Here is a 15,406-nt window from a genome sequence, read left to right as displayed (position 1 = left end):
GGCGACAAAGCCGAAAAAGCAGCCAAAACCATGAAAGAAGGTAAATGTGGTGAAGGCAAATGTGGTGGCCAAGCTTAATCACTAGCTAAACTTAAGTATTATGATAAAGGTCGGCCAGTGCCGGCCTTTATTTTAGCAAAAATTCAGGGTGAGAAATTCGATGAAAACAAAACATCTTTCCGGAGTAGGCTTAGGTTTACGTCGAGAAATGCTCAACGAGCTATTGCCTGATATTCCTGACTCAGTCGATTTTTGGGAAGTTGCGCCCGAAAACTGGATCCCTCTTGGGGGAAAGTATCAGAAAAACCTCAAACAATTTACCTCTGCCTGTAACTTTGTAAGTCACGGTTTGTCTTTGTCGATTGGTAGCCCCGAACCCCTTGATGTCAATTTTGTTAAAAGTGTTAAAGGGTTTTTAGATCAACATCAAATTTTGTATTACAGCGAACATCTAAGTTATTGTTCAGGCGAAGGGCACATGTATGATTTGATGCCTATTCCGTTTACCGAAGAAGCAGTTAAACATGTAGTTGAGCGCGTTAAACAAGTACAAGACATCATCGAACGTCCGTTAGTGTTAGAAAATGTGTCTTATTACGCGGCGCCAGGGCAAGAGATGACTGAGCAAGAGTTCACCTTATCTGTATTGCAGGAGTCTGGTTGTTTAATGTTGTTGGACGTCAATAATATTTATGTGAATTCAATTAATCACGGCTACGACGCAGAAACTTTTTTGGCTGCCATGCCAACAGGTAAAATTGTCTATGGGCATATTGCTGGGCATTACGATGAAGCTGATGACTTAAAAATTGATACTCATGGCGCCGATGTTATTGAACCTGTTTGGCAATTACTTAAAAAAGCCTATGAAATCCATGGTGTTTTTCCTACCTTGTTAGAAAGAGATTTTAATATTCCACCTATTAACGAATTATTATTGGAAATGGAAAAAATAAGAACTATTCAGCAGCAAGTATCTGCCCAGCAACCCAAACAATTTAGAGCCTAATGAAGTCATTCCAAGAAACTCAACATGCTTTTATTCAGCATATAAAAAATCCTCAAGCTAACCCCTTTGATGCTGGGATTGAAGACAGGCGTTTAAAAATATATCGGGAATTGTTTTTTAATAACATTTTGGGTTTTCTTAGCTCAGGATTTCCCGTTTTGGAAAGTTTATATTCTGAACAACAATGGCAAGTGTTAGCTCGAAAGTTTTTTATTGAGCATACATGCCGCTCTCCTTATTTCATTGATATCAGTAAAGAATTTGTTGAATATTTGAGCAGTGAATACCAATTAAACGAATCCGACCCAGTATTTATGCGTGAATTAGCGCATTATGAATGGTTAGAATTAGACGTCAGTGTTCGCAAATCGAGTCAAACAGCTAAAGTGTGGGATGGACATTCACAAGTAACCCAAGTTCAAATGTCAGAGCTTGCAAGCTTAGTGAGTTACCAGTATCCCGTTCATCAAATAAGTGCCGTTTTTCAACCCTCACAGGCCAGCGAAGCGGTTTATTTAGTTATTTACCGGGATGCCACAGATGAAGTTAACTTCACTTTAATTAATGCTGTGTCTGCATATTTGTTAAATACTATTTTGCAACAAGGAGTAGTAAGCATGGATGAAATGAATAAAATCATGATTGAAGCCATGCCACAACTTGATGTTCAACAAATTACAGATTCACTTCAACAAGTGTTGCAGCAGTTATTGCAGCAAGAAATATTACTTATTGTAGATAATTAGCGCCTTTATCCTAAAAACAGGGTGCTAATATTACTGTTTTATAGCAAAGAACACATTTTGAGCGACTATAGGTATACGTCTTGCTCCAGCTTTTAGGGCTATCAATTTATTCCACTTTGGATTAACATCTGCGGCTTCATTTTAGTTGTTTAACAAGGGTGCATACCCTTCAAGTTTGGAGTGCAATAATGCAAGATGATAACAGTCCACATGACCCGTTTAATTGGGGCTATTTAGTTGCCGCCTTAGGTGCTCTGCTAGCTATGGCATTACTGCCTACCATAACTGGTTGGTTCGTTTTTTACCTTTAATATCCACAACTTTTTCTACTCATCTTATTATTAAATCACGGGGAATTTTGTGTCCGCCGAATATATAAAATCGGTTATTAAAACCGTTCCTGATTATCCAAAACCTGGGATCATGTTTCGTGATGTGACCTCAGTTTTAGAAGATCATAAAGCCTACTCAGCGTCTATCGAACTCTTATTGAAGCATTACGCGCCAATGGGTTTTGATAAAGTAGCCGGTACCGAAGCCCGTGGGTTTTTGTTTGGTGCCCCTTTGGCTATTGAGCTCGGTATAGGATTTATTCCTGTGCGTAAGCCAAATAAATTACCTCGTGAAGTGATAAGTGAAAGTTATGAACTTGAATACGGTACTGATTGCTTAGAAATTCATAAAGACTCTGTGAAGCCCGGTGAAAAAGTACTGATGTTGGACGATTTATTGGCAACGGGTGGCACTATGATCGCCACAGCTAATTTAATTCGACGCTTAGGCGGTATAGTTGAACACGCTGGTTTTGTTATTTCTTTACCAGAACTCGGTGGTGAACAAAAACTTATCGACTGTGGTGTCACTAGTTTTTCTATTTGTGAATTTGAAGGCGAGTAACTAATTAAATGGGTTATCAAGTATTAGCAAGAAAATGGCGACCTAATCGTTTTGGCGAATTAGTCGGGCAAGAACATGTCGTGACCGCCATTTCTAATGCGCTTGATAATGATAGATTGCACCATGCTTATCTATTTACTGGCACCCGAGGTGTAGGTAAAACTACTATTGCGCGGATTTTTTCAAAAAGTTTAAACTGTGAACAAGGTTTAAGTTCCACACCTTGTGGTCAATGTAGTACCTGTAAAGAAATCGAAAATGGTAACTTTATTGATTTACTTGAAATCGATGCGGCGTCTCGTACCAAAGTAGAAGACACTCGCGAGTTACTAGATAACGTACAATACAAACCTAGCCGTGGACGTTACAAAGTCTATCTGATAGATGAAGTACATATGTTGTCCAAGCATAGTTTTAATGCCTTGCTTAAAACGCTTGAAGAACCACCTCCCCATGTAAAATTTTTATTGGCGACCACAGATCCGCAAAAACTACCTGTTACGATTTTATCCCGTTGTTTGCAATTTAATCTAAAAGCCTTGTCGCGTACCCAAATTAGCCAGCAATTAGATTTTGTACTTGGCGAAGAGAGTATCCCGTTTGATAAAGAAGCGCTGAGCCAATTAGCCAGAGCGGCTCAAGGCAGTATGCGCGACGCATTAAGCTTGACAGATCAAGCCATAGCTCAAGGCAATGGTGTGGTTGGTTTGCAAATAGTCACAGATATGCTTGGGTTGATGGATAAAAACCAAGTACTCAAACTGGTGCATGCCGTAGTTCAAAAAGACAGTGCAAAAGTGATGCAGCAAGTCGAATTAATGTCTGAACAAGCACCAGACTTTGCTTTGGTTTTGTCTGAAATTATGAGCTTGTTACATCAAATAGCATTAACGCAGTTTGTGCCAGATGCTTGTAAGTTAGAAACTATTTCGGCCAGAGCTATTTTTCAACTGGCAAAATCTGTACCTGCTGAGCAAGTGCAATTGCTGTATCAAATTGCCCTGACGGGTAAAAAAGACTTACCCCATGCAGCTGATCCCAGAACAGGTCTAGAAATGACTTTGTTGCGGATGCTGGCATTTTGTCCGAATAATTTAAAATTAGATGCGCTGGATATTGCCGCTAAAACCCCAGATGTTGAGACGGTTATACAACAGCCAACCGCTCAAGCAAACGACAAGGTTATCACCGAATCAACTGTAACAGCTGCTGCTCCTGTAGCTGAAGTCGCTCAAGTCACCAATGATATGCCTGTTCAAAGTGAACCTTCCCTTGAACCTATTGTTAAACCTGCTGAGCAAAATAACGCTCCGGTTGCAGCTTTAGCTGAAAATAGTCAGCCACTTCATCAAGAAGTCAGTGCTGAGCCAGAACAACCAAATATACAACCAGAGCCTAATCAAGAAGCGGCAATAGATGCTGACTTATTTGCGCAACAGCAAGATATTATGGCTCAGGCTGAAGATTTTGGTCATCAACCAATAGATTATGACCAATACCAACCTGTTTCTTTGGATGAGCGGCCCTCAGACTCATTTTCTGGTGATTATGAGCAAACCGATTACCAACAAACTGATTTTGAAAGTGCTGCCCCACAGACACAAGCTCCACAGTCGCCTTCACCTCAAGCAACTGATGTAAAACCTAATACCACCACAGCTGATTTGATTGCACTGCGCAATAAACTCAAACAAAGCCAACGTGAAGAGGGGGAAGGGGCAGAGCAGGTAAAAAAGTCTGAGAGTTCGACGTCATTTAATTTAGCTGCGATCCGTAAGCAAAATCAACAAGCTGAGAATAAGCCAACTGAGACTCATGTGGAAACGCAAAGCCAGGCTGTATCCATTCCGTCAGCGGCTATTGTTGAACCGCAAGTAGCGGCACCTAGCACAGAGCACATAATAGAAAATACCCCACCATGGCCAGTTAATAACCAGTCACAAACTGCACCAGTGGAAACGCCTGTTGTGAGTCCTTTCTCTGCAGAAAAAATACTGGTAGAAGCAGACGTTTTTGACTCTAGTGCGCATTTAGACGAAGAAAATGTGGGTGATGTAACCTTAGAGATCTCCGCTTTTTTACCTAATAAACAAAAAGTAATACAAGCGTTACAAGTGGATGCTTGGAGTAAGTTAATTGAAGACATGCAAGTCACAGCTTTAACGAAACAATTGGCCTTACACTCTGCTTTTAATCAACAAAACAATAAAGTTAAGTTGACTCTTTTAGAGGCGAAAGCACATCTTATTTCAGAAACAGCACAGCAACAGCTTAAAGATGCACTTTGTTTAGCACTTAATGAGTCTATTGAACTTGAAATTGAGCTAGGTCAACCCATTAACACTCCTTACGCTTTACAACTTAAAGTTAACCAAGTGCGTAACGAATACGCCCGTGAAGTGGTAAAGAATGATCCTGGCATTCAATTGTTACAACAACAGTTTGCTGCCAAGGTAGACGAACAAAGTATTCAAGCTAGATAAGCAACTAACAATCGACAGTTATTACAGAAAAAGAGAGAAAGATTATGATGAAAGGTGGAATGGGTAACATGATGAAGCAAGCGCAGCAAATGCAAGAGCGCATGCAAAAAAATCAAGAAGAGTTAGCTAAAACTGAAGTCACAGGTGAGTCAGGTGCCGGTTTGGTTAAAGTCACTATGACCTGCAGTCATGCCGTACGCCGCGTTGATATCGATCCAAGTCTGATGGAAGACGATAAAGAAATGATCGAAGATTTGGTGGCCGCTGCCTTCAATGATGGCGTTAGACGTGTACAAGAAACCACTAAAGCAAAAATGGCTGATGTCACGGGTGGAATGCCTTTACCTCCTGGTTTTAAAATGCCTTTTTAATGTTTTGAGCTACGAGCTACGAGCTAATAGCGACAAGAACAAGTGATAAACATTAACCGTAGGTGATAGATGCAATTTAGCCCCTTAATTAAAGAATTGATTGATGCTTTTAAAATATTGCCAGGTGTTGGGCCTAAAAGTGCTCAGCGCATGGCGTTTCATCTTTTAGAGCGCAATCGTCCAGGGGCGTTGCAATTAAGCCATGTGTTACATAATGCTATGGAACACGTCAAACACTGTGAACAATGCCGTACTTTTTGTGAAAATAAATTATGTGAAATTTGCGCTAATCCCAAGCGACAAGAAAACCAAATTTTATGCGTAGTTGAATCACCGCAAGATATGCTGGCGATTGAACAAACTTCAGAATTTAAAGGCCGTTATTTTGTATTGATGGGGCACTTGTCACCCATAGATGGAATTGGTCCCGCAGATATTGGCTTAGAGCAGTTATCGCAGATATTTGAAAATGATGATATTACAGAAGTCATTTTGGCGACTAATCCAACTGTAGAAGGGGAAGCAACCGCCCATTACATCGCACAAATGTGTAAAACCCAAGATATCCAAGCTAGCCGCATAGCTCACGGCGTACCAGTTGGTGGTGAACTAGAGTTTATTGATGGCAATACCTTAACCCATGCGTTTGCGGGGCGTAGGAACTTAATTTAGCGAGTAGTCCACAAACTTGCGAGGTTTTGTGTGCATGTAAATCCCTAGCTTGAGCCTTTTCAATTAGGCAAAGCAAGGTACCTATAAAACCCCATTCTTTTTGATATTTTTCTATTGCTTCTAGGTTGAACCGAAAAGTTGAGTTTTCGGGAAGTATTTTTTCTGTAAATAAAACTTAATAAATTATTCATTAATGTTGAGCCTTTTATTAATAATAGATTGCTTAAATGGTTTTTCTTTCTAACTCCTACAGAGAAAAACCACCATAATGAAAATCAGCATTAAGAAGTATTCTATTGCGCAAACCTCTATTGCATTAACCATAGCGGCAACTCTGGTTGCCTGTGGCTCTGATTCTAACAACTCTGTGACTACGCCAGTAGTAACAACTCCGTCAGAACCTGCTGCAGTGCCTGCTACTGTAGCGAAATTCACTATAGGTTTATTACCCGATACTCAAGGTGGTAGTGATGCAACAGGACAATCTCATGTAGCATTACACCCGATGAAAAACGTGCTTGCCCATCAAGAGAGTGCCGGTGTAGATATGGTGCTTGCTTTAGGGGATTTAACTGATGGTGGCAGTACCGAAGAATTTGCTGAATGGACATCTGTTGCCCAAGAATATAAGGACAAAGGCATTGAATTTTTACCTGTAATGGGCAATCACGAAACCAGTTATGCTTATACAGTAGAGTGGATAGATAACATGAAAAACTATATCCCAGAAGATGCTGTGCATATGCCTGGGTATGAGTGGATTAATTATTATGTTGTGCGCGAAAACGTGCTTATCTTTGGTTTGGCTTACTACAATTTACCCGTCGCTTTTCAATGGATAAAAGATACGGTTTTGGCTAAAAATGATGATATAAAACATATTGTTGTGGCCAGTCATGATGGCCTAATAGGTGCTAAATATGGTCAAACGCGAGAGCAAATTGTAGACGGCACTAAAGATGACGCTTGGGTTTATGATGTGCAGCCTCAGATCCGTCAGTTTTTTTCAGACTATGATGTGATTTATGTGCAAGGCCATGAACATCAGTATCAACGTTCACTTATTACAGCCAAAAAAACTTTAGAAACCCTTCCTTCTAGTTCAACACCTACAGGTGGTAATTACCGAATGGGCGCATATACCCAAATTATGTCGGGTAATGCATCCTATAAGGGGTACGAATATCGTTACGGCGAAAGAGAACTAGTACAAATGTTGGTATCACAAAAAAATGCTACCTACAGTGAGGGGAATAATTCTGATCACTATGATGTCAATTCAGCTATTTTGACTTTCCAAGGAGAGCAGGTCGATTACGCCGCTTATTATGCTGAGCATCAGGCAAAAAGTAATGATGATAGTTATGACTTTAATGCCGACTGGAAACTAATGGATAAATTTTCACGCACTACCAACCGCTGTGAAACTATGATTTATCCAAATTCAATTAAAGAAGGTACACGTCCAGTCATGGTGTTTCAAACCCATTACTTAAGCAATGACTGTTATGGAGACGATGGCTCATTTGCGCGCTTAGTGGGTGGTACTAACGATACATTTAATCGTACCGATACTCGCACCAGAGATTTTGGCTTTACCCCAGGCTTTAGCCGCGCAGAAACATTGATGGATCTCACACGTCTTGCTTATCAGTGGTTATTTGTTTATCACGAAAACTGGACTCCAAACCTTAATAGTCCTTTCCGAGCAATTCCTGATGAAGAGGCAAATGAATTAATTATTCCTGAAACAACCATCGACTTAAAAGAACACGTTACTTTAAGTTGGTTAGCCGCAAACCAGACTGAATCGGATATTTTAATTGTCAGTGGTACCCAAAACCAAACCGGTATGTACCAAAATGCTTATGGTGGCGAAAAAGACATCACTGCCGTCACTGGTTTAGCTGCCTCGCAAACCGACGGAACTGCTAAATCTGTCGTTAACTTGCCTACCACTGCCACTCAAGATTGGGATATCAGTAGTGCTGTATCAGATAGCTACGCCGTACAATTTACCGGTGCAGATACAATGGACGCAGGTACGGTCAATCTTGCCCATATGGTTGACGGCAGTTGGCAAGCTATCACTAGTGTGGAATGTATTGTTGAATTACCTTTCTCAGATTCAATGTTTGAGCAAACACCTAGTCGACCAGACAGCTGCGTTAATCAACCTATAGTTGGTTTAGACACAAATTATGGTAACCGCTGGTGGACAATACTTAATCAAGATACCAAGTTGGCACTCATTTCACGCTAATCACCTTTAATGGTATTAGTGCTAGGCATATCCTCTATAACAAGGAGTCGCATTGACTCCTTGTTATTTTGTTAACCTGATGTGGTTAATACCAATTCCATTAAAATAATTGCTCTAAAACTAGTCTGTTAGAGAGTTGTTGTATTGCAAATATATTGAATACATCCAATACCGCTATTATTGAGTTTATCAAAGCCAACTTGTGCCTGAATAGCTTGCTATTGTAGGCAAGTTCTAAGAGGATAAGCACACTACTAGTAGTGCATGACAGTAAGGTTATTTCTAGCCAAGTTAATTAAGCCGTGCTGCTTAATTTGACTTCATTGGCGCATAATATTAGTTTGGAATGCGAATAACGTCGAAGTAAACCTTAGCTTAAAATACCTTTCCAAAGACAACCCCAGAGACAAAAAATGAAAAATGAAATAGACAGTAAATTTGTGTTGTCGGTGTTTGAAAAAATGCGTCAACATGGTGAAAAACAAGAAGAGAAATACGTGTTAGGTGGGTTAGAAGCATTTACCGACTTCGACGGTTACACCCTGTTTATCGAAGACGCTCTAGTGAAGTTACGTTTTGGTTTTCACAATCAATATGATTTTGAATATGCCAAAGAAGAACACTTTGAACAGTTTATGAAAAAAATGTCAGCTATAGATCAAAATTACTAAAATAGGTATATCAAAAACACTGTTGATACTGCCATTTTGCTGGCACCACTAAGTAAGTCATAGATTCGGTTCTGGTAAACTATTGACTCTGAAGTAGAAGTTAACGATAGTTGTTAATTGTTGATCTTTGGGGAAGCGAATGGAATTCGTAGAAAAGCAATCTCACAACGCGATAATCGAATTGTTAGCGTATTGGCAGGGGCGAGTGAATGCCACTGATTTAGTCAATTATTATCAGCGCACTCGTCAACAAGCACGTAAATACATTCAATCTTACCAAGCGCAATATCCGCAGAACTTGCATTACCAGGCTAATATTAAAGGTTTTGTACTTTCTGAAGGATTTACACTTCAAAACATTACGGGAAATGTAGACCAATATCTAAGTTGGTTAAGCCAATCTAGCAGTTATGTTTCTTCTGACTTAAACCCGTCACTTACCGATACATCTTTGAGCTTACCTAAACGGCAAGTGTCGCCTTTTGTGATGCGTGGCTTGATTGCTGCGATAAAACAAAAGCGGCGTATTGATGTGGATTATGTGTCATTAGCCAATCCTAATTATGAAGGGCGAATTATCCAACCTTTTATGTTTGTCAAAACAGGGTTACGTTGGCATTTACGTGCTTATGATGAACAACACCAACAATTTAGAGACTTTGTTTTAAGTCGATTTAGCGGCGATCCAGAGTTACTCGATAAGGCCACCCAATCTAGTGCCAAAGATGAGTCATGGCATACCTATATCAACTTAATTTTTGAAGCTGATAGTCGCTTAACAGCAGCACAGAAAACAGTGATACAACAAGACTACCAAATGCAAGATGGACAATTAATAGTGAATTGCCGTGCCGCATTAGCCCAATATCTTTTGCAAGAAATGCAGGTGAAAACTAAATTTCATGACGAATATCCTGAAGCCCAACAACTGGTATTGGTAAACAAAAGTGACATAAAACAATGGCTGTTTAACGCTTAAGTACATTTTCTAACAAGCACCTGTATACAAAGTGTACTGGTTATAATTCAGGGATTGGCAGACGTACACAAGCCACAGATACTGGACTTAGAATTCATGGATAAGACTGACTAATGAAAGATTTATCGCCATCAGATCTCAAAACCATTTTGCATTCCAAAAGAGCAAATTTGTATTACCTGGAGTATTGTAGGGTGATGCAAAAAGATGGGCGAGTGTTGTATTTAACAGAAGTCAACTCTTCTCGAAACAACGGCGACAACCAGTATTTTAATATCCCCATCGCCAATACCACAGTGTTGTTGTTAGGCAATGGTACATCCATCACCCAAGCAGCAGTAAGAATGCTGGCCCAAGCGGGAGTATTACTTGGATTTGCTGGTGGTGGTGGCACGCCTCTGTATATGGGCAACGACATCGAGTGGATGACACCACAAAGTGAATATCGGCCAACAGAATATATTCAGGGATGGATGTCGTTTTGGTTCGATGATGAAAAACGCTTACAGGCAGCCAAACAATTTCAAGCCGCAAGAATTGCATACCTGACACGCGTGTGGGGCAAGGATCGAGACCTAGGTGCAGAAGGTTTTACTACTGATAACGATCTTATCAAAGGGGCATTAGAGCGTTTTAACACGAGAACCGAGCAAGCCACAAAATCCTCAGATTTACTGCTTACCGAAGCCCAACTCACCAAAGTGTTATATAAATTTGCCGCCAATAATACTGGTACAAGCGATTTTACTCGCCAGCATCAGAGCGCCGACAAAGCTAATGACTTTCTCAACCACGGTAACTATCTGGCTTATGGATTAGCGGCTTGTACCTTATGGGTATTGGGTATTCCTCATGGTTTTGCAGTGATGCACGGCAAAACTCGCCGTGGGGCTTTGGTATTTGATATCGCCGATTTAATCAAGGATGCCATCGTCTTGCCATGGGCCTTTATTTGCGCCAAAGAAAACGCCACCGAACAAGAGTTCCGCCAGCAAGTATTGCAAAAATTTACCGACCATAAAGCATTAGATTTTATGTTTGAGCAAGTGAAAAAAGTGGCGTTACAAGGCACACAAGTCAAAGGAGACAAACTTTGAGTAACAAAAATAAAGTTATAAGCATATTGGGTGAGAACATCACAATTACCAGTGATGACTACATATCACTTACCGATATGTTAAAAGCCAAAGATGGCGAGTTTTTTATTTCTGACTGGTTACGAAACCGCAATACGGTTGAGTATTTAGGCATTTGGGAACGGATCCACAACCCTAGTTTTAATTATGGCGAATTCGCCACAATTAAAAGTTCAGCAGGACTCAATAGCTACAAAATTAGTGTCAAAGAATGGGTAAGAAAAACCAAGGCCATAGGGTTAAAAGCAAAGGCTGGTCGATATGGTGGAACATACGCACACCAAGATATTGCCTTTGAATTTGCCATGTGGATAAGCGCAGAATTTAAAATATATCTAATAAAAGAATTCCAACGTTTAAAAGAAAATGAACAAGCTGAGCATACGTGGAATGCTCGCAGAACGTTGACAAAAATGAACTACCGTATCCATACCGATGCAATTAAAAACAATCTGTTACCACCAAGTTTAAGCCAAGAACAAATACAGCTTGTTTATGCCAATGAGGCTGACGTTTTAAATATGGCCTTATATGGCATAACCGCAAAACAATGGCGTCAACAAAACCCAAATCAAGAAGGCAACATTCGTGATTATTCAAGCACCGCACAATTGGTGTGTTTGGCTAACTTAGAAAGCATTAATGCAGTGTTTATTAACGACAACACCTCACAGCCCGCACGCTTAAAAAGGCTCAACAGCATTGCCATTTCACAGATGCAAATATTACTCGAAGACACATTTGTAAAAAGTTTGGAGCAAAAACAACCATGATGGTGACTTTTGTCTCGCAGTGCGAAAAGAACGCCCTCAAGAAAACCCGCAGAGTACTGGATGCCTTTGCCGATCGTATTGGTGATAACACTTGGCAAACCCTCATCACCGAAGACGGCTTATTAACCGTTAAAAAAATGCTACGCCAAACTGCTAGTAAAAGCACCGCCGTGAGTTGCCACTGGATCCGTTCAAGAGCAAGAAGCCAGTTTTTGTGGGTGGTGGGGAACAGGAATAAGTTTAATGAATTGGGTGTGGTACCGGTGAATAGTACCAAGCGTACTTTGTTGAATACTGACATTCAAAATGATTGGCACTACTTGCCATTAATTAAAGCTTTGGTTGGCTTAGCCGCCTTATTACATGACTGGGGTAAAGCAACGGCTTTATTTCAAGAAAAACTTAATCCTACAAGTGAAAATGGTTTTAAAGGTGATCCGATTCGTCATGAATGGATTTCTCTGTTGTTATTAAATGCGTTTATTCAGGCGACAGATACGAGTACAGACGAAGCGTGGCTAACTCAACTAAGTAACGGTGAGGTTAATGAGGGCGCTTTAAAAAAACTGATAAAACTAAAGGTAACGCAACCGTTGAGTCAATTGCCTCCACTAGCCAAATTAGTCGCTTGGTTAATCGTTTCCCATCATCGTTTACCGCTACCAGATAAAAAAAATTGGGGCGATTACACCTCAGAATCAGTTGGTTCTATTGATGTGATGCTTAATCTAATTACCAAAGAGTGGGGTTATGAAAATCGCTTTGATGAACAAGAGTATCAAAAGCGACTAAAGGCATGTTTTAGTTTTCCAAAAGGTTTAATCAGTAATTCGAAGCCTTGGCTTAATCAGGTTAAGAAATGGTCGCAGCGATTGTTAGCCTGCCAAGCCCAAGCTGTTGAATGCATAAATGATGGTAGCTATCGGTTGATACTCAATCATGCGCGACTTTGTTTGATGTTGGGCGATCATTACTACTCATCACAAGAAGCGGATAAAAAATGGCAGGATACAATAGGGTTATTTGCCAACACTGATCGTGCAACCAAAAGTTTAAAGCAAAAACTTGATGAACATCTAGTTGGAGTGGCGAGGTCTGCTTTACAAACTGCTCATTTGTTACCCGCATTTGAGCGAGAACCACCTGTCGCACAAGACATCAATAGTTTAAGGCAACGTAGCCCTAAGCCTTATGATTGGCAAGATAAAGCGGTAGATAAGATCCTTGCTTGGCAACAAGACTTTGCCAAACAAAGTAAACTAAAATATGGTTTTTTCACCGTCAATATGGCCAGTACCGGTTGTGGTAAAACTTTTGCCAATGCCAAAGTTATGCGAGCCTTATCAAACGACACCAAAAGTTTACGTTTCATTTTAGCCCTTGGTTTGCGTACGTTAACCTTGCAAACGGGTGACGAATATCGTGAACGTGTCGGTTTAGATAACAGTGAACTTGCGGTATTAATTGGCTCGCGCGCAGTCATGGAATTACATCAACAAGAGAAGATAGATCAAGACGATCAGAGTTTTGAAAACACTGGCTCTTTGTCACAAGAGCCGTTGCTGGGTGAAGAGCTGGACTACGACTGCGCCATACCCGAGCAAGGTTTAAGTACAGTCTTAACCTGCGAGCGTGATAAGCAGTTTCTCTATGCGCCAGTACTGGCTTGTACTATCGATCATTTAATGGCCGCGACTGAGACTAAACGCGGTGGTCGTTACATCTTGCCAACACTGCGACTTATGTCTTCTGATTTGGTTATCGATGAAATTGATGATTTTACCGGTGATGATTTAATCGCCATTGGCCGCTTGATTCATTTGGCAGGTATGCTTGGCCGTAAAGTAATGATTTCGTCAGCGACTATTCCCCCTTATCTTGCCGAAGGTTATTTTAAGGCTTATCGGGATGGTTGGCTTTTATATTGCCAAACTCGGGATGCCAGCAATGTTATCGGCTGCGCCTGGATAGATGAATTTTCGACTAAGGTGGGTACTAACAATAATATTGAAACTCCCGCTGCCATATTGGAATATAGACAAGAACATGCCCAATTTATTGAAAAACGTGTAGCAAAACTTCAACAACAACCAGCCAAACGCAAAGCCGATATCACTGATTGTCAAAGTATTATTGAAAATTATCAGGGGCAAAGTCATCGTCAGCAAGAGGTAATTGAAAGCAAACAAGCTGGCTATTTTGAGCTGATTGCACAAAGTGTCTTAAACAAACATCAACATCACCATTTCTACGATGAACGTAGCCAGACTAATGTTTCGTTTGGGGTTATTCGTGTTGCGAATATAACGCCTTGCGTTGATCTGACTAATTACCTTTTAGAAAAGGACTGGCCTGAAAACACCGAAGTCAGAGTCATGGCCTACCACAGTCAGCAAGTATTATTGCTACGCTCGGTGCAAGAACAGCATTTAGACAAGGTACTTAAACGCAAAGAAGCACCGGATGAAACTCCGGCAGCGTTGAACGAAAATATTATTCGCCAGCACTTAAGCACTATTAAGGCTAGTTCGCCTGAGATTCAAAACGTCATTTTTATATTGGTGGCAACACCAGTAGAAGAAGTTGGCCGTGATCATGATTTTGATTGGGCGGTGATCGAACCCTCTTCTTATCGTTCTATTATTCAGTTGGCAGGCAGGGTAAAGCGGCATCGGCAAGGGGAGGTTTCTGAGCCGAATATTGCCCTTATGCAATATAACTGGAAGGGCATACGAGATCAGCATGATGACGATGTTAGGGTGTTTAATCGCCCTGGTTTCGATGATTTCATGCGTTTAGTGAGTAAGGATTTAACGCAACTCATTGACGTAAAAGCAGTTGCCCAACGTTTAGATGCCATACCTCGTATTCAGCATTTACCGCAATTAACGGCTGATTATTTGCGTAAATTAAACCAAGCCTCGACTTTAGTAGAACTAGAACATGCGGCCACTTGGAATTGGCTAGCGAATTACACAACCCAAAAACATCTGGGAGCGCAAACAGGCCCACATACCATGCAAGGCTGGCTCAATCAGAATTGGTTTTTAACGGCCTTACCGCAAGCATTAGCCCCATTTAGAAAAAGTGAACCAAGTCTAAAGGTGTTTTTAGTGTTTGATGAATATCAACAAGTCAGCCGGTTTTGTGAAAAAAATGAACAGGGCTATGCCATTGAACGTGAGAGATCACTCAATATTCAACGTATTGCGCTAAGCGAACAAGCGCAGCAGCGCCTGTGGCTAACTCGGGATTTTGACCAGAGCTGCATAGCCTTAGCTGATAGACAAGAACTAAGTCAACGAAGGATTTCATTACGTTATGGCGAGCTAAACTTTCGCCACGATGAGAAAAAACAGTATGGATATAACGATCAATTGGGATTGGTAATAATTTAATAGGAGGA

At 40.7% G+C, this 15,406-nt stretch carries 14 protein-coding genes; all 14 read left to right on the top strand.

Annotated features, from left to right (window positions below):
- The coding region (locus tag GARC_RS27820) for an HvfA family oxazolone/thioamide-modified RiPP metallophore (protein ID WP_456095260.1) at window positions 1–78 on the top strand (78 nt) is incomplete at its 5' end.
- 82 nt (window positions 79–160) lie between these two features.
- Window positions 161–1,009, top strand: a complete 849-nt coding sequence (locus GARC_RS13530; RefSeq protein ID WP_007621007.1) for an HvfB family MNIO-type RiPP peptide maturase — start codon at window positions 161–163, stop codon at window positions 1,007–1,009.
- Complete coding sequence (locus tag GARC_RS13525) at window positions 1,009–1,755, top strand: HvfC family RiPP maturation protein (protein ID WP_007621005.1); 747 nt, start codon at window positions 1,009–1,011, stop codon at window positions 1,753–1,755. Before GARC_RS13530 ends, GARC_RS13525 begins: the two co-directional genes overlap by 1 nt.
- 188 nt (window positions 1,756–1,943) lie before the next feature.
- Window positions 1,944–2,066, top strand: a complete 123-nt coding sequence (locus GARC_RS27580) for a hypothetical protein (protein ID WP_007621003.1) — start codon at window positions 1,944–1,946, stop codon at window positions 2,064–2,066.
- Window positions 2,067–2,115: 49 nt separating this feature from the next.
- A complete protein-coding gene (gene apt, locus GARC_RS13520; protein ID WP_007621002.1) occupies window positions 2,116–2,652 on the top strand; it encodes an adenine phosphoribosyltransferase in 537 nt (178 codons plus the stop codon).
- Window positions 2,653–2,660: 8 nt separating this feature from the next.
- On the top strand, window positions 2,661–5,135 hold the full coding sequence (gene dnaX, locus GARC_RS13515) for a DNA polymerase III subunit gamma/tau (protein ID WP_007621001.1): 2,475 nt from the start codon (window positions 2,661–2,663) through the stop codon (window positions 5,133–5,135).
- Between the two features lie 41 nt (window positions 5,136–5,176).
- A complete protein-coding gene (locus GARC_RS13510) occupies window positions 5,177–5,506 on the top strand; it encodes a YbaB/EbfC family nucleoid-associated protein (protein WP_193363077.1) in 330 nt (109 codons plus the stop codon).
- Between the two features lie 69 nt (window positions 5,507–5,575).
- Window positions 5,576–6,178, top strand: a complete 603-nt coding sequence (gene recR, locus GARC_RS13505; protein WP_007620997.1) for a recombination mediator RecR — start codon at window positions 5,576–5,578, stop codon at window positions 6,176–6,178.
- A 268-nt stretch (window positions 6,179–6,446) separates the two neighbouring features.
- On the top strand, window positions 6,447–8,441 hold the full coding sequence (locus tag GARC_RS13500; RefSeq protein ID WP_007620994.1) for a metallophosphoesterase family protein: 1,995 nt from the start codon (window positions 6,447–6,449) through the stop codon (window positions 8,439–8,441).
- A 413-nt stretch (window positions 8,442–8,854) separates the two neighbouring features.
- Window positions 8,855–9,112 (top strand): DUF3081 domain-containing protein, encoded by a 258-nt coding sequence (locus GARC_RS13495; protein ID WP_007620993.1) that lies wholly within the window; start codon window positions 8,855–8,857, stop codon window positions 9,110–9,112.
- A 139-nt stretch (window positions 9,113–9,251) separates the two neighbouring features.
- On the top strand, window positions 9,252–10,091 hold the full coding sequence (locus tag GARC_RS13490) for a WYL domain-containing protein (RefSeq protein ID WP_007620992.1): 840 nt from the start codon (window positions 9,252–9,254) through the stop codon (window positions 10,089–10,091).
- A 113-nt stretch (window positions 10,092–10,204) separates the two neighbouring features.
- Window positions 10,205–11,188, top strand: a complete 984-nt coding sequence (cas1f, locus tag GARC_RS13485; RefSeq protein WP_039989631.1) for a type I-F CRISPR-associated endonuclease Cas1f — start codon at window positions 10,205–10,207, stop codon at window positions 11,186–11,188.
- Window positions 11,185–12,000: a KilA-N domain-containing protein gene (locus tag GARC_RS13480; protein ID WP_007620988.1), complete on the top strand. Its 816-nt coding sequence runs from the start codon at window positions 11,185–11,187 to the stop codon at window positions 11,998–12,000. The genes cas1f and GARC_RS13480 overlap by 4 nt, the downstream gene beginning before the upstream one ends.
- Window positions 11,997–15,398: a type I-F CRISPR-associated helicase Cas3f gene (gene cas3f / locus GARC_RS13475; RefSeq protein WP_007620987.1), complete on the top strand. Its 3,402-nt coding sequence runs from the start codon at window positions 11,997–11,999 to the stop codon at window positions 15,396–15,398. The genes GARC_RS13480 and cas3f overlap by 4 nt, the downstream gene beginning before the upstream one ends.
- Window positions 15,399–15,406: the final 8 nt, after the last annotated feature.

It is taken from the genome of Paraglaciecola arctica BSs20135 (genome assembly GCF_000314995.1).
Classification (GTDB): Bacteria; Pseudomonadota; Gammaproteobacteria; order Enterobacterales; family Alteromonadaceae; genus Paraglaciecola; species Paraglaciecola arctica.
Note: the sequence above shows the minus strand (reverse complement) of the source record. Positions and strands in the feature narration are given on the sequence as shown.